The following is a 23,108-nucleotide window of genomic DNA, read 5'->3' as shown; positions in this document are numbered from 1 at the left end:
GGCTACCGAAAACGCTCCCACCGATCTTAAAACAGTGGTTTGCGTAGATACTCGTTGATGGGTACGCTCAACGAGCTGTTCGACCCGGATCGGGTCGCCGTCGTCGGCGCCACGGCCCGCGAGGGGGCCGTCGGTCGCGCCGTCACGTCGAACTTACTCGACGATTTCGACGGTGACACCGTTCCCGTCAACCCGAACTACGACGAGGTGCTCGGGACGCCCTGCGTCGACGAGGTGTCCGAGGCGGACGCCGACGTCGCCGTCATCGTCGTGCCACCGTCGATCGTGTTGGACGCGATCGAGGCCTGTGGCGCGGCCGGCGTCCGAAACGTCGTCGTGATCACCGCCGGATTCGGGGAGACGGGAGAAGACGGGGCCGCGAGGGAACGTCGCCTCGCGGAGATAGCCGACGAGTACGACCTGAACCTCGTCGGCCCAAACAGCCTGGGGATCATGTCGACGCCCTCGGGCATGAACGCGACGTTCGGCCCGGAGAACGCCTTACCCGGCGGGCTCTCCTTTATGAGTCAGTCGGGGGCGTTCGTCACCGCGGTCCTCGACTGGGCCAACGACAACGGGATCGGGTTCAAAGACGTCGTCTCGCTCGGCAACAAGGCGGTGTTGGACGAGACCGACTTCGTCGACCACTGGGGCGACGACGAGGAGACCGACGTGATCATCGGCTACCTCGAGGGGATCGAGGACGGCCGCGAGTTCATCGACACCGCCCGCGAGACCGCACGGGACACGCCGATCGTCGTCGTGAAGTCCGGGCGAACGAGCGCGGGCGCGCAGGCCGCCTCCTCGCACACCGGGACGCTCGCCGGTTCCGACAAGGCGTACGAGGCCGGTCTCGATCAGGCGGGCGTCATCCGCGCGGAGTCGGTCGACGAGCTGTTCGACTCCGCCGGTATCCTCGGGAGCCAACCGCTGCCCGACACCGACAGCGTCGCGATCGTCACGAACGCCGGCGGTCCCGGCGTGATGGCGACCGACGCCGTCGGCGACGCCGACCTCGACATGGCGTCGTTCACGAGCGAGACGAGCGGCGCGCTCGCCGAGTCGATGCCGGCGGAGGCGAACATCCACAACCCCGTCGACGTCATCGGCGACGCCGACGTGGAGCGGTTCCGCGAGGCCCTCGAAATTACCGTCGCCGACGACAACGTCGGGGCCGCGCTGGTGTTGGCCGCGCCGACGGCGACGATCGACTTCGCCGACTTGGCCGACGCGATCGAGGCGGTCAGCGAGGAGATGGACGCCCCCGTCGCCGCCTGTCTGATGGGCGGCGACCGGACTCGCGAGCCGAAACAGCAGCTCCAAGCGAAGGGAATCCCCTGTTACTTCGACCCGGCGCGGGGGATCGAGAGCCTCGCGACGCTGGCGGAGTACCGCGACATCAAGGAGCGCGAGTACGACGCCCCGATGTCGTACGACGTCGATCGCGATCGAGCCTACGATATCCTCTCGTCGGTCCGCGACCGCGACGACAACCGTCTGGGCGTCGAGGCGATGGACTTACTCGACGCGTACGGAATCCCGACGCCCGACGGCGAAATCGTCGACTCGCCGGAACGCGCCGCCGAGGTCGCCGAGGGAATCGACGGCGACGTCGTGATGAAGATCGTCTCGCCCGACATCCTCCACAAGTCCGACATCGGCGGCGTCGCCGTCGGCGTCGAGGACGGCGAGGTGGCCGACACGTACGAGGACCTGATCACTCGCGCGCGAAACTACCAGCCGGACGCGACGGTGTTGGGCGTGCAGGTGCAGGAGATGGTCGATCTCGACGACGGCGTCGAGACCATCGTCGGCATGAACCGCGACCCGCAGTTCGGTCCGCTCCTGATGTTCGGCCTCGGCGGGATCTTCGTGGAGGTGATGGAGGACACCACCTTCCGCGTCGCGCCCGTCTCGGAGCCGGAAGCCCGCGCGATGACCGAGGAGATTCAGTCGGCGCCGCTACTGCGTGGCGCCCGCGGCCGTGACCCGGTCGACATCGACGCCGTGATCGAGACGATCGGTCGGCTCTCGCAGCTCGTTACGGACTTCCCGGCCATCCTCGAACTCGACATCAATCCGCTCGTCGCACTGCCCGACGACGACGGCGGCACGAACGCCGCCGCCGTCGACGTGAGACTTACGGTTGACCCGGAGGAACTCGACCCATGACAGAAACCACCACGACACTCGTCACCGCGACCGGAGAACACACCGGCAAGACAGCGATCACCGTCGCCCTCGCTCGGCTGGCCGCCGACCGCGGCCGCAGCGTCGGCTACATGAAACCGAAGGGGACTCGCCTGCAGTCGAACGTCGGCAAGACGCTCGATCAGGACCCCATGCTCGCCCGCGAGGTGCTCGGGCTCGACGCGGAGATGCACCAGATGGAACCCGTCGTCTACTCCCCGACGTTCGTCGAGGGGGCGATCCGCGGCACCGAGGACCCGGCCGCCCTGCGCGACCGGATCCGCGAGGAGTTCGAGGAGTTGGCCGCCGACCGCGACCAGATGTTCATCGAGGGCGGCGGCCGCTGGACCACCGGCGGCGTCGTCGACCTCACCGACGTCGACGTCGCTGAGGCGCTCGACGCGCGGGTCGTGCTCGTCGCCGAGTACGGCTCGCCGAACGACCTCGACGAGGTGCTCGCGGCCGCCGACGACTTCGGCGACCGCCTCGAAGGCGTCGTGTTCAACAAGGTGTCCGACGACGCCTTCGAATCGCTCGATCAGGACGGGATCCCGTTCCTCGAATCGAAGGGAATCACCGTGCTGGGCGCCATCCCGCACGAGAAGGAGCTCGCGGGCGTCACCGTCGGCGAGCTCGCCGACGAGCTCGGCGCGGAACTCCTCACTGACGCCCCGACCGACGCCTTCGTCGAGCGGTTCCTCGTCGGCGCGATGGGCGGCGACGAGGCGCTTCGCTACTTCCGACGGGCCCGCGACGCCGCCGTCATCACCGGCGGCGACCGCGCCGACGTGCAGACGGCCGCCCTCGACGCCTCCGGCGTCGCGTGTCTCGTCCTGACCGGCGGCCACCGACCCTCCGGTGCCGTGCTCGGGAAGGCCGCCGACGCCGGCAAGCCCGTACTCGCCGTGAACACCGACACCGTCACCGCGATCGACCGCGCCGAGAACGTCGTCCGCGGCGGGCGGACTCGCGACGCGCGCACCGTCGATCAGATGGCGACGCTGCTGGAGGCGAACGTCGACATCGACGCGCTCATCTGAGCCGATAGACGGTCGCCGCCCGCTCGGACGCCGTTCGCGCGGCGACCGCCGCATCAACGGACCCGCGCGGCGACCACGAACTCGACCGCCGCACGGAGGGTCGAACGGGAGCGTCTGACATACTGTTTTCAGGGAGGACGACGTAGGCCACGTATGACCAGTCTCTCGGAGGCGTACGGTGGACGGGGACGCTCCGAGGTCGACCCGCGCCGACTCTATCTCGGCGTGGGGTCGTTCGTCGCCGGAACCCTGCTGCTCGTCGGCGGAATCCTCGTGGCCGCGGAGGTGCTCCTCCCGAACGGCTACAGCTCCGGCGCCGCCAGACGGCTCGGCGGGATCCTCGGCGGCGTCGCCGTTCCCCTCCTGTTGCTCGGCGTCATGACCGTTCTTCCGGCCGATCGGAACACCCGAGCGGCCGCCGTCGTCGGTGCAGCCGTCATGTGTCTCGGCGTCGCGTTGTTCGCACACGCGTACCCCCACCAGTGGGTGGGCGGCCCGAGTCCGGAACTCGCCGACCTCACGCTGCCGACCGCGGGACTGTACTTCCTCGGCGCCGCGACGACGCTGTGGAGCGTGTTCGTCGGCGTCGCCAACTTCAAAACACGCAACGACCCCGGCGGCACGGTCACGATGGAGGTGACGCACAAGGGCGAGACGAAGATCATCGAGGTCGAGCGCGACCAGCTCGGCGGAATGGGCGGCGTCGGCCTCCTCGGTGGCACCCCTGACGGCGAGGTGGAGACGCAGACGAACCGCCCGGGCGCGAGCGAGGCGACCGCGAGGGACCCCGCCCGCGACGGAACTGGTGGCACGGCCCGGTCGACGTCGACCGGCGCAGGGGCGAGCGACGAAGCGGGGACCGGAACCGCACCGAGCGGCGGGTTCGGCACCGCGGGCGTAAGCGACGGCGGAGAGACCGCGACGAACCTCCGTTCGCCGCTCGACGCGGAAACCGACACGTCCGGACCGGGCGGTTCGGATCGCACGTCCGCGCCGACCGACCCGTCGCCGGGGGCAGGGAACGCGGCGGCTCGCGACGGCCCCGGAGACACCTACTGCGGGAACTGCGCGAAGTTCGACTACGCCCGAACCGAACAGGGAATGCAGCCGTACTGCGGTCACTACGACGAGCTGATGGACGACATGGACGCCTGCGACGAGTGGACCCCGCGGTAGTCGGACGAAGACACGTTCATACCGGACTGTCGCCGCCCGCGACCGCTCGGTACTTACACCGGCTCCGCGGACGGCAGCTGCGACTCCGCGACCGCGAACGTCAACGTGCTCAACACGCCGATGAGCGTTCCGACCGCGAGCGCCATCGCCAGCTCCGGGAGGTCGAGCGTGGTCACGCCGGGCGCGGCCGGGAGGAAGAACCCGGACACGGCGTACAGCACGACGGCGATAGAGAGCACGTAGAACGGGGCGTTGAGGTATCGCCACCGGAACCGTCCGGCGAGGTACTCGTCGGTGATCTGTCCGAGACTGGAGGTGACGCCCGCGACCGCGAGCCACTGGACGAAGCCGTGGACGAACGCGGCGACGAGGGTGCCGACGCCGGCGACGCTGACGCCGCGAACGGTATCGACCGTGTCGAACCCCTGCACGACGCCGACGACGATCAGCGCGAGCGCCACGACGTAGGTCACGAGCGTCACCCGCCCGGTGTACAGCACGTTCCGGACGGTCGCCGCCGCGCCGTCGACCGTGTCCTCCAAGCCGAGCCCGCGGAACAGCGAGTAGAGCCCGACGATCCCCGAGAGGATTCCGAGGACGGCCGCACCGGCGATATCGAAGAGGTTCGCGACGACGACGAGCGGGTAAATGAGGAGGACGACGCCGAGGGGGACTAAGATTGTGCCGCGGGTCTCGGGGTCGGCGAGCACCTGCTTGATCGTGTAGTACAGCGATTCGAGGTCCTGCGCCTGTCGGACGACGACTCGGCGCATCCCGTCGATCGGCATCCGTGAGCGGATCACCGGGAGGACCGACTCGTCCTGTGCGCCGTCCGTGATGACGACCGCGGAGACCTCCTCACCGGTCGACAGCTCCGCGAGTACGCGGTCGACCTCCTTGCCGACCGCGCGGTTCGCTTTCACGTCGGAGCCGTCGACGCCGGTGACGGCCGCGACCTCGACCGTCTCGCCAGCGGCCGCCAGCTCGTCGTGGACGTTGACGCCCTGAAACAGGACGTTCACGTCGGAGTCCTCGGGGTCGGCCGTCGCGAGCGCGACCGCGGCCTCGGTGACGTCGTCGACGCCGATGACGGGCGTGGGGATCCCCGTCTTGCGGCCGAGGTCGTCGTCGAGGTCGACACAGAGGACGAGTAGCATCGTGGACTGCTACGCGATAGCGGGGCATATGTTTTCGGCTCGCGGCGGGCCGCTCCGCGCCACTCGCGACACGGGGTTTCGCCGCGCGCATCGCCGTGAATCGGACCAGAAGACGCGCCTACTCAACGCTGTGTTCGATCCCGTTTATCATCCGGCGGACGGACTCCCCGTCGCCGAACCCCTCCGGATACGCCGCCAGCGGGAGTACGAAGTCGTCCCCGGCCTCGACGGGCGCGCCGACGTGGAGCTCGATATCGACGTCGAGGCCCGTTCCGGCAATTTCGCCGCTCGCGGTGTAGACGGCCACGTCGACGTCGCCGTCGAGCATCGACGTGGTGTACTCGGAGCTACGTTCGAGGTCGTCGACGTCGTCGTAGCGGTTCAAGATGAGCTCCGCGCGCTCCTCGTCGTCGAGGTCGTCGATCGGGTTGAACGCCTGACCGAGCACTTCGACGCGAGGCGTCGCGAGGGCGGCGAACACCGCCGCCTGATAGCGCTCGCCGAAAATCTCGACCGCGCGGTCGTACTCGGCGACGCGGTTCGTCACGCGGACCTCGCGGGTCGACCCGGCCACCTCGAACTCCCGTGAAACGGTTTCGCTCGTGACCTCGTTCAGTTCGTAACCGGTGTCGGCGAGCGCCTCGTCGGAGACGGTGGCCGTTCCGGCGGCGAACTCGGCTGGCTCTCCGGTCGCGACGTCGAGGGCGGTACAGCCGGCGACGGCGGCGATTCCGGTCGCACCACCGATTGCGAGCGCTCGACGACGGGTGAGCGATTCGGCGGCAGGCGTCTTGTCAGCGGACGCTCGTCGATCCATGCCCGTGTTCGCGGAGCCGACGGTACATACTTTGTGCTCCTCGCTGCCGAGCTCGGCGGCGCGTGCCAACTAATCACCCGGGAACGCGGAGTTCGGACACTTTTTGAGGCCGGAGCGGGTATACAGGCATAGATGATCTCCAAGGGCTGTGAACAGTGCGCCAAGGGCGGGAAGATGGTGCTGTTCGTCTACGGGTACTGCGACCAGCGGGACTGCTTCTACTGCCCCCTCGGAGAGAACCGGAAGAACGTCACCGACGTGTACGCCAACGAGCGCAAAGTCGAGTCCGACGAGGACGTGATCACGGAGGCCAAGCGGATGAGCGCGCTCGGCACCTCGATCACCGGCGGCGAACCGCAAGAGGCGATGGCGAAGACGTGCCGGTACCTCGAACTCCTCAAAGACGAGTTCGGCGAGGACCACCACACTCACCTCTACACGGGGATCACGGGCGGTCGCGAGAACATGCGCCGGCTCTCGGAGGCCGGTCTCGACGAGATTCGCTTTCATCCGCCGGTGGAGCTGTGGGGCGACATGCACGGCACCGAGTGGGAGGAGATCCTGTACATCGCCCGTGAGGAGGGACTGACGCCGGCCTTCGAGATCCCCGGTATCCGCGCGGAGACCGAGTTCTTGGAGTTTTTAGACGAGGGCGCCGCCGAGTTCTGTAACGTCAACGAGTTCGAGATGAGCGACGGGAACTACCGGCGGATGCAGGAGGAGGGATTCGAGCTTCAGGACGGACACATGTCCGCCGTCGAGGGGTCGAAGGACGCCGCCATCGTCGAGGAGATGGCCAGCCACGAGAAGGTGTACTTCTGTACGTCCGTGTTCAAGGACGCCGCCCAGCACCGGAACCGCCTCAAGCGGATGGCGAAGAACATCCGCCGCGAGTTCGACGAGGTGACCGACGACGGGACCCTCGTCTACGGGAAGTCGTTCGCCGAACCGGAGCAGTTCGAGGCGCTCGGGGTGCCCGAGGAGTTCTACACGGTCAAATCGAACCACGTCGAGATCGCGTGGTGGCTCCTCGAAGAGATGATCGAGGACGGCGACCTCGATCGCGGCGAAATCGTGGAACAGTACCCGACCGTCGACGGGACCGTGGTCGAGCGGACGCCCGTCGCCTGAGTCGGCTCCGCCGCGTCGCGTTCATCGGTATGCGGTTCCGTCGCGGCGAACCCGCGAGTGTGCTGTTCCGCCGCACGTTTGTTCGGTCACGTTTCGGTCCGCCAGATGTCGACTGCTGCGTAGATAATGCTACGCCTTCTCATACCATACTTATCATGGATCGGCACGTATAGCCCCGCATGGTCGCCGAAGAACCCGTATTCGCCGACATGAGGATCGGCCAGCCGGTGTACGACGAGGACGGCGAACGGCTCGGGACCGTTCGGGGAATAGACGACGACGGATTCTACGTGTCGTCGCCGTCCGGATCGGAATCGCTGACGCTCACCAACGCCCGCGACGTGTTCGGTACCGCCTACGTGATGTGGCGGTGCTGGGAGTGCGGCGAGATGGGTGAGATTGGAAAAGAGCTCCCCGCGAACTGTCCGAACTGCGACGCGCCGCGGGAGGATCTGTACTACTGGGCGGAGGACTGATCGAGAGCGTCGGGGCGAGAGCGTCGGGGCGAGAGCGGGTAACGCGAGTCGACGGAACCCTGTGGAGAAGTGACCGATATCGCGGGAGCAATCTCCACCGACCCAGTCGCCAGCCGCCAGCGGCTACTTATAAAGAACCGTCGCCGTCGCGGTCGCTCGGTTGGTCGTCCACCTTCTCGCGGAGCCGCGCGACCTCGGCCTCTAACGCCGCGATCCGGTCGACGTCCGCTTCGTCATCATCTGTCTCCTCGCCGTCGGAGCGCAGTTTGAGGAACGCTACCACCGCCGCGATAACGATTACCGGGGCCGCGAGCAGCGCGAAGACGAGAAAGATGATCAGTAGCTCTGGACCGGCCGGGATACCGCCGAACGCGGGGACTGTCGGGACCATATGCGCACCACTCAACGCCGCGGTAAAAACGATCGGACGAGGCGGGAGCCCTTCTCACTCCGCGTCGACGAAGTCGCCGAGGTTCGCCTGCAGTCCGGCCGCCATAGTCGACTTTCGCCGCAGGCGACCGAGCGACACCGGGAGGTGACTCGCGACGCCGCGAACCGCCTCGCCGAACGTCTCCGCGGTGCCGTGTTCCCCGTCGAAGGCGTTCCGGACGGCCTCGCGCACCTGCCAGACGCCGACCGGGCCCCAGTAGTCGTCGGAGACGTGGCGGCAGACGAGCGCCTTCGCCTGCCGTCCGCGGTCGTCGAGGTGCTCCAAAACCCCCACCCGGGCGGCGTAGTAGGCCCCGGCGGTCTCCTCGACGTATCCGGTCCGACCCTCGCGGCCCTCGCTCGCGGACGCGAGATAGACGCCGGCCTCTGGGTCGGGGTTCCAGATCGATCCGGGCGATTTCATCTCGACGAGCTCGTACTCCCACCGCCCCGGCACGAGGATCACCCAGAAGGCGTTCCCGAGGTACTCGTTGCGGTGGACCTCGATGGTGTCGACGGTCGGGTTGTCGCGGATCGAGCCGCGGAGGAACCGGCCGACCGTGTCGTCGACGGCCGTGATCGACCAGCGCGTCGGGACGAGCCGACGGTTCTTCCCGCGGCCGAGCGCGCCCGCGGAGAGAATGGTGTTGATGTCGTACACGTCGAATCCGCGGCGGTAGAGGTACGTCATCGCGCCCTCGGCGCGCCAGTCGTCGTCTTCGAGCGTCTTCTGTACCGGCCGTGGAACGTACGGATTCTCGCCGAGCGTCGCCTTTCGGGCCGCGGCGCGGGGGCCGGTCGGCGTCTTGATGTCTTCCGTGCCGACCTCGAAGTCGAGGTCGGGCCTCCCGTCGAGTCCGATCTCGACGTCGACCGGTCGGTCCGCGATCGCGACCTCGCGTTGGACGCCGAGCCAGCCGTCCCACGCGTCGTGGACGGAGTCAGCGGGCGCGGGGTCGGTTCCGACGCTGACGCCGCTCCTCCCCGCGTCGGCCACGTCGACTCCGCGGGTCGAGTTGAGCAGGCTCGTCCGCCGGTCGAACACGTCGGTGATAGAGACGCCTTCGTCGTACCACGCCGCGGAGGTCTCGAACCGCTCGGCGCGTTCCTCGCGGCCGACGGGCGAGAGCAGACCGGTCGAGACGGTCGGGTAGTTCGCGCGACCGACGAAGATCGAGGGCGAGACGCTCCCGACGATGGCGTCGTCGGAGACGTGTTCGTCGAAGCGCCGCTCGAACGAGTCGAGGTGGTCGAGAATGGCGTAGTCCTTCTCGGCGGCGAGTCGCCGGCGCTCGGCGCGCTCGTTCGCCTCGAACTCGATGAACTCGTCGAGTCGCATTCAGGAAGACGTTGTCGACGCGACGGCTTGAACGTTGCTGGCGGCGAACGCGGGGGACCGATATCCCCTAGCTGTGAATGCCCATCGCCTCGATCTGCTCTTGATACCGGTTGCGAATGGTGACCTCGGTGACCTGTGCGACATCGGCGACCTCGCGCTGGGTCTTCTTCTCGTTACACAGGAGCGAGGCCGCGTAGATGGCGGCCGCGGCGTAGCCGGTCGGGGACTTTCCGGAGAGCAGTCCCTGCTCGGCCGTCGTCTCGATGATCTCGTTCGCCTTCGACTGGACCTCTTCGCTTAATTCGAGCTCGGACGAAAAGCGGGGAACGTACTTCTTCGGGTCGACGGGGCGCATCTCTAACCCGAGTTCTTGTGAGATGTAGCGATACGTCCGGCCGATCTCCTTGCGGTCGACGCGGGAGACCTCGGAGATCTCTTCGAGCGAGCGCGGAATGCCTTCCTTCCGACAGGCGGCGTAGAGCGCGGCGGTGGAGACGCCCTCGATCGAGCGTCCGCGAATGAGGTCCTCGTTCAGGGCGCGTCGGTAGATGACGGAGGCGACCTCTCGCACCGATCGGGGTACCCCGAGCGCCGAGGCCATCCGATCGATCTCCGAGAGCGCGAACTGGAGGTTCCGCTCGCCCGCGTCCTTCGTACGGATTCGCTCCTGCCACTTGCGCAGGCGGTGCATCTGCGACCGCTTCTTCGAGGAGATAGAGCGGCCGTACGCGTCCTTGTCCTTCCAGTCGATCGTCGTCGTCAGCCCCTTGTCGTGCATCGTCTTCGTCGTCGGCGCGCCGACGCGGGACTTCGACTGCCGTTCGGAGTGGTTGAACGCTCGCCACTCCGGGCCGGGATCGATCTGTTCGTCCTCGACGATGAGTCCGGTCTCCTCGTGAATCAGTTCGCCGTCAGCCGTTCGGGTGAGCTCTGCCGGGTCGAAGTCCTCGGGGTCTAGCGCTTCGGGGTCCGCCTCCTCGACATCGACCCCCTCAGCGTCGGTTTCGGTCTCATCGGCCTCCTCTTCGCGCATGCGCTGCCGGTCGTGATCCCGTTGCCGGGTTGGCCGTGTCATCGCATTTATATACTATCCCGGGGGATTGACTTAAAAGTTCGTGAGGGAGCGGGGTTGTCACACGAGTCGCCAGCCGGCGATCGCTCCGCTGCGGCTGCTCGGTGAGCGTACACCCCTCGAAGAGTCTCGAAGTACCCCGCGTCGACGGCCTCCGAGAGCAGGTCCCGCTGCGCATTGGTGAGCGTGCGGAGCGGCGACGATTCGTCGTCGACCGGTTCGACGGACTCGACGTCGACGCCAGCGGCCGAGAAGCGACGATCGAGAAGCGACGGCCGAGCGCGAGCGAGCCGTCGCCTCCACTCCCACTCACCCGTCGAGACGAATCCCGAATCGCCGGGATCGGCGCTCAGTTCCGTCACGGCGGTTCGACACACGGGAGCGTCTTCCCTGTCGACTGCGTCTCGCGTGTTCGGTCAGTTATATACGGCGGGACGGACGGACAGCCCTTTGCCCCGTGAGCGCGGAGCGCGATCGAATGCCGACGATCGACTGCGATCCGGCGACCGCGCGGGAGCGACTCGAAGCGTCCGGCGTCCGGATCGAAGACGGGAACACGGCCCATGAGCGGTGGCGCGCCGAGCGCGAGGGAGCCGTCGCCGTCGCCTACGACGACAAGGTCGTGGTGCAGGGGAGCGACCCGACCCGCCTGACCGCGCTGCTAACCGAGGGCGGCGGACGAGCCCACGTGTACTTCGACGGCGCCTCGCGGGGAAATCCCGGCCCCGGCGCAGTCGGGTGGTGTCTCGTCACCGCCGACGGGATCGTCGCCGAGGGCGGTGAGCGGATCGGGCGCGTCACGAACAACCAAGCGGAGTACGCCGCGCTGATTCGATCCCTGGAGGCGGCCGACGAGTACGGTTTCGACGAGATCGACGTGCGCGGCGACTCCGAGCTCATCGTCAAACAGGTGCGCGGCGAGTGGAACGCCAACGACCCGACCCTCCGCGAGAGGCGGGTTCGCGTCCGCGAACTGTTGGAGCGGTTCGATCGATGGTCGATCGGTCACGTTCCGCGAGAAATAAACGCGCGCGCGGACGATCTAGCGAACGAGGCACTCGATGACGCGAACTAACGACGAGCCGCCCGAATGGGCGAAAGAGCAGGCACGGGAACTGATGGCGGCCGAAGACGCCTCCGACGCGGGCGGGGACAATGGCGACGAGGGAGGCGACGGAGATCGGGTCCCGGACGTCCCGATCGACGTCGTCGACGAGGCGGAGCGGCTCACCCGGCTCGCGCGCGAGACGGCGGACGACGAGGCGGCGGCGTTCTACCGGGACCGGCGCGACGCGCTCGTGACGGAGCACGACTACGTCCCGCGACTGCGCGAAGACGATGACACCCTCGTGTTGTATCCCGACGAGTGGATGGACGACGGAACCGTTCAGCTCGACCAGATAGAGACGACCGAGCGGGCGGTCGAGGTGTCGCTGTCGGGACCGGGAGACGCCGATCGCTTCCGCGAGATCGCCGCCTACAACGACGCCGTCGCCGAGGCGGTCGCCGACGCTCACGGCGAGGTTCACGCGGACACCGCGCGAACGTTCGCGGCGTTCATGAGCAATCACTACGTGCGCGCCGTCGACGACGCGACACCCGACATGCGCGCGGAGTTCCGCGAGGAGTACCTCCCGCGGAACGGCTGGCCGACCGACGAACAGCTGGCGGTCCTCGACGAATCGCTCGCCGTGATCGAGGAAGTGGCAGCCGACGTCGATGGCCCGGAGTCGACGTAGTTCGGTCGATTCAGAATCGTCGGTGGCACAGAGCCGTCACTAGGCGGTGTAGAATGCGCGGTTTTCACCGCGCCGTGTGCCAAGATTGTGTCGTCTGTATGCCGGTGCGTCGTGCGGGGTCGCGTTACGCGTCGAGGAGCGCGCGGATCTCGTCTGCGCGCGTCTCATCGGTGACGAACCGATCGAGAACCCACTCGATCTGTCCGAGAACGGTATCGTGGCCGGCGTCGGTGAGCTCGTACTGATTCGTCCGTTTGTCGAGTTCGCTCTTCTCGACGAATCCGGCCTCAACGAGATCGTCGAGGTTCGGGTAGAGTCGACCGTGGTTCACTTCGGAGCCGTAGTAGCTCTCAAGCTCGCGCTTGATCGCCAGCCCGTACATGGGCTCCTCGGAGAGGATGGCGAGGATGTTCTGTTGGAACGCGGTAAGATCGGCCGCGGATCTGGTTACCTCATCATCAGTGACTGATTGTGCCTCTGACATAGTTGGGTGAAAGGAACCCGAACTTATAACCTTTCTCAAGATTCGTCGGTTTTTAAATACGTAATCGTCTGCGAATCCGGGTGAGCGGCCCGTAAATACAGGTGTCAAAGGCGGTTCCGCTCGTTTACGACCCAAAAACAGACCGAGTGATTACCAGTGGTTCCGGCTGAGGCGCGATGATCCGTCGGGAAAGCGGCGTACACAGACGGGATCCCTCATCCGATCCGTCGGCAATCGCTGCCGCAACCGCGGCGATGACGCGAACAATCGGACGCGGGAGTCATCGGGAACCCGAAAGGATTTTGCGAGGCATCCACGGAGTACAGCGCACATGACGAACCTCTGGGAGGATCTCGAGACGGGACCGGACGCGCCGGACGAGATTTACGCGGTCGTGGAGTGTCTCAAGGGCGAGCGGAACAAGTACGAATACGACAAGGACATTCCCGCGGTGGTCCTCGACCGCGTGCTCCACTCGAACGTTCACTACCCGTACGACTACGGCTTTATTCCGCAGTCGTACTACGACGACGGCGACCCGTTCGACGTGATGGTGCTCGTCGAGGACCAGACGTTCCCCGGGTGCGTGATCGAGGCCCGCCCCGTCGCGCTGATGAAGATGGACGACGACGGCGAACAGGACGACAAGGTCATCGCGGTACCCACCGAGGACCCGCGGTTCGACCACATCGAGGACCTGGAGGACATCCCGCAGCAGATCCGCGACGAGATAGACGAGTTCTTTTCGACGTATAAGAACCTCGAGGCCGGAAAGGAAGTCGAAACCCTCGGATGGGAAGACAAGGCGACCGCGAAAGAGGCGATCGAACACGCGCAGGACCTGTACGCCGACGAGTTCCAGTAGATCGGTCGTCTCTCGAACGCGCCGAATATAATCTCTGAACATCTCACCCACCGTCGGCATGCGTTATGCCCATGGGTAATTTTTAGACGGGCGAACGGGTACACTCACGTAGAGCAATGAGCGCGAAATCACCTGCGGTCGGGATCGACCACCACACGGTCGTCCCGGCGAACGTCGACCGCGAGAGCGACGATATCGAGAGCGACGATATCGAGAGCGACGACACAGAGAGCGACGATATCGAGACTACCGCGACCGGAACCGTCGGTGAGAGCGACGAGTCCACCGACGGCTGAGCAGACCGAGGCGCCTCAGGCGTTGTCCACGATTTCCGAGAGCCGGACCGCGTCAGCGGCGAACGACTCGAATTGCTCGTCGACCCATTCGAGAACCGTCGAGTCCGTCGATTCGAGCACGCACTGCGGGTTGTTTCTCCGATCATACGCGGTCACGCACGCGATCTCGTCGTACCGAAATACGCCGTACTCGATGGGTTCCGACGCCACGTAGACGGTCGCGTCGTCGTCTGTGAGCGCGCGCTCGGTCGCCGGACCGAACTCCGAGACCGACGTCTCGACCACGTCGCGGTCGATGATCAGCTCGATGGTCGCACCGGCGTCGAGCGCGTCGGCGGCGGCTTCGTTGAACTGCTGGATGACGACCGGCGAGACCGCCCGCATCTCGGCGCCACACCCTTCACGGAGGAGTTCTGTGAGGCGATCGACCGCCGCCAAGGGGTTTCGACCGGCCGCAACCGTTAGCTCCCCGGCGGCGAGCGCCTCCGGCGGGAAATCGACGCCGGCGCGTTCGAGGTCGGCGGCGAACTGCCCGTACCGATCCGCGCGCTCCACTTCCTCCAAAAGCGTCTCGTAGGCGTCGTGAACTCGCTTTCCGGTCGGTGTCACGCGGTAGACCGCACCCCGTTTGACGACCCAGTCGCGCTCGCCGAATCCGGCGAGGATCCGCTGGATCGTCGTGCGCGTGGCGTCGACCGTCGCCGTCAGATCGGCCGGACGACGGGGCTCCTCCCGGAGCGCTCGGAGCATCGCCACCCGAACCGGCGATCCGGCGAGGTACTGTGCGCCGTCGTGACCGCGATCGGACGTCATCGTGTGAGCGCGAAGTACGACCGTGTGGCTGTTAACCGTATCGCGTTACAGTCGTGGTACGCGAGTTCCAAACGAGACCGATTTCCGTCTCGACAGACCGCCCTCACGGTCGGTACTGGAACGAGACGACGGTCCCGATCGTGTCCTCACCGTCGAGGGTCTCGGTCGCGACCGTCGCGGCGACGACGGCGTCCGTACCGAGCGCTTCCTCGATCACGGCACGGAGCGCGTCGGGATCCGCGCCCTCCTGTAGCACCGGAACCCGGACCTGCTGACGGTTGACCGCGACGTCGCCGAGGTCGTAGTCGGTGTGCTCGAACGCGTCACGGAGTGCTGTTTTGACGTCAGTCATACGGTGGACTCACTCACGCGGGGGCAAAAAACGCCGGGGCGTGGATATCCCGCTGCGGTCACCGCAACGCTGAACTCAGGCGTACGCCTCGTACTCCCGCCCGAACGCCGCGAAGTACGCCACGCCGACGATTCCGATCGCGCTGGCGAGCCCGAACGCGAGGACGGGGCTCCCGGTGAACGCGAAGTCCGTCCCCGGCACCCCGAAGCCGCCGTAGAGAAGCCCGCCGAGCGCCGCGCTGGGAATAACGATCGCGTTACGCACGAGGTAGTAGGAGCCGGAAACGCGTCCGCCCGCGTCGCGCTCGGCGGGCCCGACGATAAGCGCCTTGTGCGCCGGGAGGCCCGCGAACCGGAGCCCGGAGAACGCGAAGAGGAGGACGACGAGCGGCGCGGTGAGCGCGGTGTCCGCGGGGACGCTGATGAGGAGGATCGGGAAGACCGCGTACACGAGGAAACCGAGCGCGACGACAGGCTTGAGCCCGACCGACTCGGCGGCACGCGCCGCGGGGGGCATCGAGACGAGCGCGACGAGCATCTCGATCGCCAGCAGTACGCCGAAGAAGGCCGCGGGGGACAGCGACACCGGGCCGACGTCGAGCCCGACCTCCAGGAACTGGGTGATAACGATGACGAAGAAGACGTACACCATCCCGTTCGCGAACCGGACGAGGACGTCGCCGACGAGCAGCGGACGGAGCTCCGGCGGGAGGTCTCGGAGGTCCTCGGCGACCTCGCGAACGCCCTCGAACCGCTTGCCGATGGTGTCCTCGCTGGCGTCGTAGAGGACGTGCTGGAGCGCCGTGGCGAGGACGCCGAACAGCAGCGCGATCGCGAGGACGTACTGGAAGCTCACGGCGAAATCTCCGACGTACTGGATCACGCCGGCCGCGATCAGCGGCCCGACCAGGAAGGCGGTCCGGCGGAACACCTCCGTGCTCGCGAACCCGCGCGCGAGGCGTTCCGGCGGCACCGACTGCTTGACGATGGCGAACGTCGCGCCGAGGCCGAACGACTTCCACGCCTGCGCTAAGAAGAGGCCGACGAAGATCCAGATCCACGGCTCGAAGACGACGCCGCCGACCGTCACCGTCCCGAGCTGCGGCGCGACGAGCCACACCGCGAACCCCAGACTAGACAACACGCCGAACAGCGTCAACGCGACGCGGGACCCGATCCGATCGGAGAGCCGACCCCCGGGGTACGGGTACACCGCGCCGATGACGTTGCCGACGGTCCCGAACATCCCGATGACGAACGCGCTCGCCCCCAGCGCGCTCAGGTACTCCGGGACGTACCGGTTCGTCATCTGGAAGCCCAGGCTGAACGCGAACATCGCCAGCGACAGCACGAGCACGTCCCGGCGCAGCGAGAAGAACTGTCGGAACGGGTCGAGGAGGTCGACGTCGTCGCCGGTGCCCATACGCGTCGCCACCGGCGAAAGGCGCTTTAACGTACCGGTCAAACGCTTCGGCGTGGCCGCGGGTCGCGTCGCCTGAACGCGAGGAATTTAGTTCACTCTATCTGAACATTCAAATAATATAAAATGATTACCGCACAACAATCTCTGATTTTATTACATGCGATTTCTTGTGTAATATGCACGAAAGTGTTGCAGATTACGTGGCACAGCACCCGAAGATGGCCGGCGTCCTGTTCACCGCGCTCCTCCTGCTGACGCAGGCGGCGCCCGCGGCGGCGGGCGCAGTTGCGTCCAATCCAGGTCCTTAATTGAGTGAAATACTGTCACTCCAATCTAACTCATCGTTAACGAATATCGGTAGAACTTCTAAATTAAAGAAATCGGTCAGTTCCTTTTTTGTAACATCAGTGGCATGAGCACTAGCTGGAACGTAATAATTTGACCTAGCAGAATCCAAATTTGGTGTCGTCAATGTGCCAGCGCCATATGGTCCGTTTGGATATATATTAGCAACAAAATTCCAGTCACCAGAACCGCCCGATTTAAGATTAATTACTACTGCGGAACCACTCCGACTCTGACAGATCGTCGTCCCTCCGTCCCCAACGACGATGTACTGCTGGCCGGTGAGTAACTCCCGCTTGGCGACGTGGAGCGCGGTTCGGAGGTTGAAGCCGCTGTTCATCAGGCGGGCGATGATCCGTCCGAGCTGGGTCGCCGGGGAGTTGGCCACGTCGGAGAGGGTGACGATGCCGCCGCGGGAGCCGCGGTGGACCAGCGCCTCGCCCTGCCGGTACGACTGGCAGGCGTTCAGGAGGAAGGCGCTGACGCCGACGTCGAGGTCGTCGTCCGTGAGATCGAGGTACTCGTCGGTACACTGCATCCCGCGCTCGTCGACGTGCCCGACGTAGTGGAGGAAGTCGACGTCGGACTGAAGCACCGCTCGCATCTCCTCGCGGGTGAGGTCGTGGCGCACCTCGATGTCGAACTGCACCATATCGCGGAGCCCGTATAAGTCGGCGACCTTGCCCTCCTCGCGCATCTGCTCGTCGTTGCAGACGACGAGCACGGAGATCCGCGACTGCTCGGCAGCGCCGGCCTCGAGCCGGCGGTGGTACGCGTCGAGGGTGGCCTTGTTGGCATCGAGCGGGACGCCGTCGCCGACCCACGCGTGCTCGACGGTGTCGACCGGCTCGGGCCGTACGAAGTCGGCGGCGGCGGGCACCGCATCGCGGTCGGCCGCGGCGTCGGCACCCCGAGAGACGCCGGCGTCGGTGGCGCCTCCGGGACAGGACCCGCCGGCGTCCGTCGCGCCCCGAACGAACTCGTCGGGACCGAGCAGCGCCGAGCGCGGGGTCGCGTCGGCGCCCGGACCGCGGAAGAACCCGACGCCGTCCCCCTCGCTCGCGGCCACCGGGGTGACCGTCTCGGGGGACCGGACGATCGACAGCTCCCCGGCGACGAACGGGAGCATCTCGACGTTGTCGGGGTCGGGCCGCACGTCGGTCGTCAGCGTCCACTGCGGGAGCTCGGGCTCGACGCGATCGAAGGGCACGTCGAGGTACTCGCCCAACCGCTCCGCGAGCGGGAGGTCGTACAGCCGCGCCCAGTCGAGGTCGACGTCGGTCGTTTCGTGCTCGTGGAGGTCAACCGGATAGAACCCCTCGGTGCGGGCGAGGCAGTCGAAGTGGAACGACTGCCGGAGCACCTCGGCGCACTGGCGCTCGAAGTCGGGCTCCAGCGGGTAGATCCAGCCGTCACCCTCAATCCGGGGCGCGTCCCCGGGGACGACCTCAGCGGCGAAGTAGTACGCGAGCGAGACGACCGTATAGAGGTAGCGGTATTCCGGGGGGACGACGATCCGGACCCCGGAGTCGAGCGGCTCGATCTGGTCCGGTACGCAGAACTCGTCGCCCGGTTCGATGAGCGGCGGATGTCCGCGGAGGGTGGGAAACGACCGTTCGGGACTCGTCGTCTGGAGCGCGGAGCCGAGCAGCGACACGGCCCGCATCAGCGACTCCGGGTCGGTGGGCGTCGTGATCGTCCCCGCCGGCACCTGGTGGAGCGACCGGAAGCCGAGCGTGACCTCGCTCGCCGCGTCGAGGTCGATCCGGGTGGTTCGGTCCGTCGTCGACACCGAAAACCCCGACTCGAAGGCGAGGTACAGCTTCGTCGGCGCGGGGTCGATCCCGACGTGATAGGTCCCGTCGGGCATCGCGTAGGAGTCGCCGCGCGTGAGCAGCGTTCCGTCACCGCAGCGCGTCTCGACGATGGTAACCCGCGGAATTTCGATCGAGCCGGTTTCGACCGTAACGCTCGCGTCGACGGGGAAGTAGTGGGCGGACTCGGGGCTCTGACGAGGGGCGACCGATCGGTCCGTGTACACCTCGAACTGCGTGTTCTCGATGTGGTCCGTGACGGTGAGTCCGGCCGCCTCGGAGAGGGGGTCGATGTCGATGCTCATGTGAGGTGACCGCGTTCGTCAGTCGTCGGACCCGCCGGAGAGGGGCCGACACGCGGTCGTCAGTATCCGTAGGTTGACCGATACAGCGATAAAGCTTGTGTCGGGGAGCGTCGGTAGTGTGTAGTCGGAGCAGTTTGAGAACGGCGACGCTCGACGCGTAGGCTGTCGAACGACTCGCTCGATGGCATCTCTGTTTCCCTTCCGTTCCGTTTGCAATTGGAGTGTTGCACCGGTCAGCGTAGTTTGGCGTGTTGAGCGCCGTCAATCGGAGAGACGGCAGATTCGACGTCGTGTTTCTGGCGGAGTTCACGCGGAAAGAGCACGCCAAACACCGGTCTCAGACGTTAATTAATAGATAACGATACCCTAGCCGAGAGAAGGCACGGGCATGCCGACCGATTTTACGCGTTGGGCCAGTGAGATGGGGTCTGCGGCAGTGAAAGGCGATGTGAGCGGTGTTGTTACGGGATTGTTCTTTCTCTATGCCGGAGCGTGGCTGTCGGTGACCTCCCGCTACCCGATTGGTACGAACGTGTTCGAACGCGAGTGGGACGCCCTGATAGTTCTCGACAGCGCTCGCGTGGACGCGATGCGAGAGGTGGCGCCCGAGTACGAGTTCATCGAGACCGTAGACAGCATCTGGAGCGTCGGGAGTAACTCACAGGAGTGGTACGTAAAGACGTTTGATGAGCGATACGCAGACAGCATCTCCGAGACCGCACTCATAAGCTCCAATCCGAACGCGAGGGCCGTGTTAGAAGAACACGACTTGGAGCCGAGAGGTACGACTCCCTTCCTCTTCGCGAACTGGAACACGGTTGACGTGGACCGTTTCGATTACGTGGAGTTCACGAGAGATCACAAACGACCGTTCGAGGACATCTCCGATCGTACGGAGACTGTCGGAACGATACAAGGACCGTCCTACGTCACCGAACGCGCGATCGCTGCGGGAAGAGGGGAGTCCGATCGGCTCATCGTACACTACTTTCAACCGCACAGGCCGTTCGTACACGGCCTCGTCGCCGAAGATCGAGACATGACGATTGCTGAGGAACGCCCGTACGAGACGATCGCTTCGGGAGGGGTAGATCGCGAGGAGCTGTACTCGATGTATCTCGATAACCTCAGAGTCGCCCTTGACTCGATCGAGGAGTTGCTCGAGAATCTCGACGCCGAGAAGGTAGTGATCACCTCAGATCACGCAGAACTGCTCGGAGAACTGGGACAGTACGGTCACTTTCTCGGCGTGCCACATCCCGCGTTGAAGAAGGTTCCGTGGGTCGAGACGACCGCCGAGGATCACGGCACCATACATCCGGACCCGGAACCAGAGATAACGCAGACGTCAGACGTGCGAGACCAATTAAAGGAACTCGGATACTTGTAACGCGGTCAACGGCGAGCTACAAACGAGAAGCAGGCGGTAGAGACTGCTCGAAGTGTCACGAATCGGGTCTCGTGCGAAACGATCACTTGCAGTAGGGCGAAACACGACCGGAGCGTCGGACCGAACGGATAAAGGGGCCGCCGACCCACGTTCGCGTAATGATTACGCTTGGAACGGCTCGCGCCCAGCCGGGTGAGACGGTGACGGGCCGTCTCGAAGTGGGCGAGACGCGGGACGGGAGCCCCGTGCGCTTGCCGGTCGCCGTCATCAACGGTGCGGCAGATGGGCAGACGCTGTACATGCAGGCGGTCAGCGACGGCGACGAACTCAACGGACTTGGAGTGATCAACCGCGTCGTCCCGCGGATCGACCCGATGGAGCTATCGGGCGCCGTCCTCGTCGTCGGCATCGTCAACTACTTCGGATTTCAGGTCGCGGAACACCGGAATCCGATCGACGACCGGAAGATGAATCGCGGCTACCCCGGTGACGAGAACGGGACGACCAGCGAGCGGATCGCTCATGCAACGTTTCAGGCAGCGAAGCGCGCCGATCTCATTCTCGATCTCCACCAAGGGTCGACGAGCCGAATGATAAACGAGACGCGGGTGCGGTGCGGCGTCCGCCACCACCTCCACAGCGACTGTCTGGAGCTCGCGAAAGTGTTCGGCTGCGGACACGTCCTCGACATCAAAGGGCCGGACGGCCAGCTGGCGCGGACCGGGCCGGAACACGGAATCCCGACGGTGGACCCCGAGCTCGGCGGCTGCGTCGGCTGGGACGAGGAGTCGATCCGGTACGGCGTCGAAGGGGTGTTCAACGTGCTCCGGTACTACGGCTTCCTCGACGGAGAGGTCGCCACCGAACAGCAGGTCAGGGCGCGCGGCTTCGACCAGTACGGCGCCCCGGCTGGCGGACTCGTCCGCTTCGAGCGCGACCTCGGCGAGCGCGTGTCGGCCGGTGACGCGCTGTTCGAGGTGACCGACGTGTTCGGCGAGCTGAAGGGCCGAGTGACCGCCGACGCCGACGGCATATTCTGGCGGACCCGACGGCTCCCGCAGGTCGCGGCGGGCGAGTACGTCTGCTCGGTCGGCACCAACGTCGACCGGTACTGATGCGCCCGGACCCCGACGGCGGAGACGAGCCGGGACGCCCCCGTTCGCTCGCTTGTCCCGACTGCGGGACAAGCTACCCGGACCGCTGGCGCTGCGAGTGCGGGTCGCCGCTCCGATTCGCCGATCCGCCGGTTCCGACGGATTCCCGCCCCGACGAGACGTTGGCCGACGCGGCGGCTCGCGACGGGCTTTGGGCGTTTTCGGCGTTTCTTCCGGTCGGCGACGACCCGACTGATCGGGTGACGCTCGGCGAGGGGATGACGCCGCTCGTCGACGCAGACGCACACATCGGTGCGAATAGGTGTACTGACCCGGTCGGCAGGCCCGACGATACGCGCTGGAACGCCGCGTTCAAGCTGGAGTACGTGTTCCCGACGGGATCGTTCAAGGACCGCGGCGCGACGGCGACGCTGACCCGCGCCCGAGAGCTCGGCGTCTTTCGCGTCGTCGAGGACTCATCGGGCAACGCCGGCGCGGCGATCGCGACGTACGCCGCCCGCGCGCGGATCGACGCCGAGGTGTACGTCCCGGCCGACGCGAAAGACGCCAAGCTCCGGGCGATCCGCCGCGCCGGAGCGGAGCCCGTCCGGATCGAGGGAACACGCGCGGACGTGACCGACGCCTGCGTGGCGGCGCTCAACGACGGGGGGAGCGAAGGTGGAGACCGCGGCGGCACGGAAGGCGGAGACGACCGTGCCGACGGCGCCTGGTACGCCAGCCACGCGTGGAACCCCGCCTTCTTCGAGGGAACCGCCACGTTCGCATACGAGACCGCGCTCCAGCGCGGCTGGAACGCTCCGGACGCCGTGGTGACGCCGCTCGGGCACGGCACGCTGTTTCTCGGCGCGTACTGGGGGTTCCGTCGGCTTGAGCGAGCCGGCTGGATCGACGAGGTGCCGCGGCTGTTCGGCGCGCAGGCGGCCGGCGTGGCACCGATCGTCCGCGAGCTACACGGTCCGGACGCCGCCGACCCGAACGGCCGGATCAACGAGGCCGCCGACGGGATCCAGATCGCCGAGCCGGTCCGGAAGGCCGAGATCATCGATGCAATTGCTACCAGCGGCGGCGACGCGGTCGCGATCGCCGAGTCGGCCGTCGACCGCGAGCTCGACCGGCTTCACCGTGCGGGATTCTACACCGAGCCGACCTGTGCGGTGGCTCCGGCCGCGCTCCGGGAGCTCCGCGATCGGGGGACGATCGCGCCCGATGACGATGTCGTCGTCCCGTTGACGGGAAGCGGTCTGAAGGGGTGACTGGCGGCGCGCGGGTCGGATGGAGCCGTCTCGCCGCTCGCACCGCCTCACCGCCATCCCTTTTCAGTCTCGACGCGTGTGAACGCGT

24 protein-coding genes are annotated in these 23,108 nt (G+C 66.3%); 14 read left to right on the top strand and 10 right to left on the bottom strand.

Annotated features, from left to right (window positions below; genetic code table 11):
- Positions 1 to 57: 57 nt before the first annotated feature.
- The 3 genes from ACNSN4_RS01875 to ACNSN4_RS01865 all read left to right on the top strand — a co-directional run bounded on the left by ACNSN4_RS01875 (position 58) and on the right by ACNSN4_RS01865 (position 4,406).
- Positions 58 to 2,172 (top strand): acetate--CoA ligase family protein, encoded by a 2,115-nt coding sequence (locus tag ACNSN4_RS01875; protein WP_418284067.1) that lies wholly within the window; start codon positions 58 to 60, stop codon positions 2,170 to 2,172.
- Complete coding sequence (locus ACNSN4_RS01870) at positions 2,169 to 3,230, top strand: phosphotransacetylase family protein (protein WP_418284066.1); 1,062 nt, start codon at positions 2,169 to 2,171, stop codon at positions 3,228 to 3,230. The genes ACNSN4_RS01875 and ACNSN4_RS01870 overlap by 4 nt, the downstream gene beginning before the upstream one ends.
- Positions 3,231 to 3,383: 153 nt before the next feature.
- A complete protein-coding gene (locus tag ACNSN4_RS01865) occupies positions 3,384 to 4,406 on the top strand; it encodes a cell division protein CdpA domain-containing protein (protein WP_418284065.1) in 1,023 nt (340 codons plus the stop codon).
- A 53-nt stretch (positions 4,407 to 4,459) separates the two neighbouring features.
- Here ACNSN4_RS01865 and ACNSN4_RS01860 read toward each other — a convergent pair whose 3' ends face one another.
- Positions 4,460 to 5,563 carry a DUF373 family protein gene (locus ACNSN4_RS01860; protein ID WP_418284064.1) on the bottom strand — a complete coding sequence of 368 codons (1,104 nt, stop codon included), beginning with the start codon at positions 5,561 to 5,563 and terminating at the stop codon, positions 4,460 to 4,462.
- Positions 5,564 to 5,681: 118 nt separating this feature from the next.
- The gene (locus tag ACNSN4_RS01855; protein ID WP_418284353.1) at positions 5,682 to 6,380 is read right to left on the bottom strand and encodes a DUF6517 family protein; all 699 of its coding nucleotides are present in this window, start codon (positions 6,378 to 6,380) and stop codon (positions 5,682 to 5,684) included.
- Positions 6,381 to 6,512: 132 nt separating this feature from the next.
- Between ACNSN4_RS01855 and ACNSN4_RS01850 the strand changes: the two genes are divergently transcribed.
- Positions 6,513 to 7,511 (top strand): radical SAM protein, encoded by a 999-nt coding sequence (locus ACNSN4_RS01850; RefSeq protein WP_418284063.1) that lies wholly within the window; start codon positions 6,513 to 6,515, stop codon positions 7,509 to 7,511.
- A 179-nt stretch (positions 7,512 to 7,690) separates the two neighbouring features.
- The gene (locus ACNSN4_RS01845; protein ID WP_418284062.1) at positions 7,691 to 7,987 is read left to right on the top strand and encodes a DUF7130 family rubredoxin-like protein; all 297 of its coding nucleotides are present in this window, start codon (positions 7,691 to 7,693) and stop codon (positions 7,985 to 7,987) included.
- A 127-nt stretch (positions 7,988 to 8,114) separates the two neighbouring features.
- Here ACNSN4_RS01845 and ACNSN4_RS01840 read toward each other — a convergent pair whose 3' ends face one another.
- From ACNSN4_RS01840 to ACNSN4_RS01830, 3 genes are all read right to left on the bottom strand, one after another.
- Complete coding sequence (locus ACNSN4_RS01840; protein ID WP_418284061.1) at positions 8,115 to 8,378, bottom strand: preprotein translocase subunit TatA; 264 nt, start codon at positions 8,376 to 8,378, stop codon at positions 8,115 to 8,117.
- Positions 8,379 to 8,432: 54 nt separating this feature from the next.
- Positions 8,433 to 9,755: a DNA repair protein NreA gene (gene nreA / locus ACNSN4_RS01835; protein WP_418284060.1), complete on the bottom strand. Its 1,323-nt coding sequence runs from the start codon at positions 9,753 to 9,755 to the stop codon at positions 8,433 to 8,435.
- Positions 9,756 to 9,822: 67 nt separating this feature from the next.
- Positions 9,823 to 10,788: a transcription initiation factor IIB gene (locus ACNSN4_RS01830; protein WP_418284352.1), complete on the bottom strand. Its 966-nt coding sequence runs from the start codon at positions 10,786 to 10,788 to the stop codon at positions 9,823 to 9,825.
- Positions 10,789 to 10,931: 143 nt separating this feature from the next.
- Between ACNSN4_RS01830 and ACNSN4_RS01825 the strand changes: the two genes are divergently transcribed.
- Genes ACNSN4_RS01825 through ACNSN4_RS01815 form a run of 3 tightly spaced genes read left to right on the top strand, consistent with a single transcriptional unit; the run spans position 10,932 to position 12,566 of the window.
- Positions 10,932 to 11,288: a hypothetical protein gene (locus ACNSN4_RS01825; RefSeq protein ID WP_418284059.1), complete on the top strand. Its 357-nt coding sequence runs from the start codon at positions 10,932 to 10,934 to the stop codon at positions 11,286 to 11,288.
- Positions 11,289 to 11,305: 17 nt separating this feature from the next.
- The gene (gene rnhA, locus ACNSN4_RS01820; RefSeq protein WP_418284058.1) at positions 11,306 to 11,902 is read left to right on the top strand and encodes a ribonuclease HI; all 597 of its coding nucleotides are present in this window, start codon (positions 11,306 to 11,308) and stop codon (positions 11,900 to 11,902) included.
- The gene (locus tag ACNSN4_RS01815; RefSeq protein WP_418284057.1) at positions 11,889 to 12,566 is read left to right on the top strand and encodes a DUF7108 domain-containing protein; all 678 of its coding nucleotides are present in this window, start codon (positions 11,889 to 11,891) and stop codon (positions 12,564 to 12,566) included. Before rnhA ends, ACNSN4_RS01815 begins: the two co-directional genes overlap by 14 nt.
- A 124-nt stretch (positions 12,567 to 12,690) precedes the next feature.
- Here the strand turns inward: ACNSN4_RS01815 and ACNSN4_RS01810 are convergent, their stop codons facing one another.
- Positions 12,691 to 13,050 (bottom strand): PadR family transcriptional regulator, encoded by a 360-nt coding sequence (locus ACNSN4_RS01810; RefSeq protein WP_418284056.1) that lies wholly within the window; start codon positions 13,048 to 13,050, stop codon positions 12,691 to 12,693.
- A gap of 331 nt (positions 13,051 to 13,381) precedes the next feature.
- On the opposite strand from ACNSN4_RS01810, the gene ACNSN4_RS01805 reads away from it, so the two are divergent.
- Both ACNSN4_RS01805 and ACNSN4_RS01800 read left to right on the top strand, forming a co-directional pair.
- Entirely contained in the window at positions 13,382 to 13,915 is a 534-nt protein-coding gene (locus ACNSN4_RS01805) for an inorganic diphosphatase (RefSeq protein ID WP_418284055.1), read from the top strand.
- Positions 13,916 to 14,031: 116 nt separating this feature from the next.
- Positions 14,032 to 14,211, top strand: coding sequence for a hypothetical protein (locus ACNSN4_RS01800; RefSeq protein ID WP_418284054.1), 180 nt, complete (start codon positions 14,032 to 14,034; stop codon positions 14,209 to 14,211).
- A 15-nt stretch (positions 14,212 to 14,226) separates the two neighbouring features.
- On the opposite strand, the gene ACNSN4_RS01795 is transcribed toward ACNSN4_RS01800, so the two are convergent.
- From ACNSN4_RS01795 to ACNSN4_RS01785, 3 genes are all read right to left on the bottom strand, one after another.
- On the bottom strand, positions 14,227 to 15,024 hold the full coding sequence (locus ACNSN4_RS01795) for a helix-turn-helix transcriptional regulator (RefSeq protein ID WP_418284053.1): 798 nt from the start codon (positions 15,022 to 15,024) through the stop codon (positions 14,227 to 14,229).
- A 103-nt stretch (positions 15,025 to 15,127) separates the two neighbouring features.
- On the bottom strand, positions 15,128 to 15,376 hold the full coding sequence (locus tag ACNSN4_RS01790; RefSeq protein WP_418284052.1) for a hypothetical protein: 249 nt from the start codon (positions 15,374 to 15,376) through the stop codon (positions 15,128 to 15,130).
- 75 nt (positions 15,377 to 15,451) lie between these two features.
- The gene (locus ACNSN4_RS01785; protein WP_418284051.1) at positions 15,452 to 16,798 is read right to left on the bottom strand and encodes an MFS transporter; all 1,347 of its coding nucleotides are present in this window, start codon (positions 16,796 to 16,798) and stop codon (positions 15,452 to 15,454) included.
- A 176-nt stretch (positions 16,799 to 16,974) separates the two neighbouring features.
- On the opposite strand from ACNSN4_RS01785, the gene ACNSN4_RS01780 reads away from it, so the two are divergent.
- Positions 16,975 to 17,106, top strand: a complete 132-nt coding sequence (locus ACNSN4_RS01780; protein ID WP_418284050.1) for a DUF7503 family protein — start codon at positions 16,975 to 16,977, stop codon at positions 17,104 to 17,106.
- Here ACNSN4_RS01780 and ACNSN4_RS01775 read toward each other — a convergent pair.
- Positions 17,103 to 19,262, bottom strand: coding sequence for a caspase family protein (locus ACNSN4_RS01775; RefSeq protein ID WP_418284049.1), 2,160 nt, complete (start codon positions 19,260 to 19,262; stop codon positions 17,103 to 17,105). The genes ACNSN4_RS01780 and ACNSN4_RS01775 overlap by 4 nt on opposite strands.
- Positions 19,263 to 19,683: 421 nt before the next feature.
- On the opposite strand from ACNSN4_RS01775, the gene ACNSN4_RS01770 reads away from it, so the two are divergent.
- From ACNSN4_RS01770 to ACNSN4_RS01760, 3 genes are all read left to right on the top strand, one after another.
- Positions 19,684 to 20,652, top strand: a complete 969-nt coding sequence (locus ACNSN4_RS01770; RefSeq protein WP_418284048.1) for an alkaline phosphatase family protein — start codon at positions 19,684 to 19,686, stop codon at positions 20,650 to 20,652.
- A 158-nt stretch (positions 20,653 to 20,810) separates the two neighbouring features.
- On the top strand, positions 20,811 to 21,767 hold the full coding sequence (locus tag ACNSN4_RS01765) for a succinylglutamate desuccinylase/aspartoacylase family protein (protein ID WP_418284047.1): 957 nt from the start codon (positions 20,811 to 20,813) through the stop codon (positions 21,765 to 21,767).
- Positions 21,767 to 23,020 (top strand): pyridoxal-phosphate dependent enzyme, encoded by a 1,254-nt coding sequence (locus ACNSN4_RS01760; protein ID WP_418284046.1) that lies wholly within the window; start codon positions 21,767 to 21,769, stop codon positions 23,018 to 23,020. The genes ACNSN4_RS01765 and ACNSN4_RS01760 overlap by 1 nt, the downstream gene beginning before the upstream one ends.
- Positions 23,021 to 23,108 lie beyond the last annotated feature (88 nt).

Origin of the sequence: Halorubrum marinum (assembly GCF_048381195.1) — an archaeon.
In the GTDB taxonomy this organism is placed as follows: domain Archaea; phylum Halobacteriota; class Halobacteria; order Halobacteriales; family Haloferacaceae; genus Halorubrum.
This window is presented reverse-complemented; position numbering and strand designations above follow the sequence as displayed.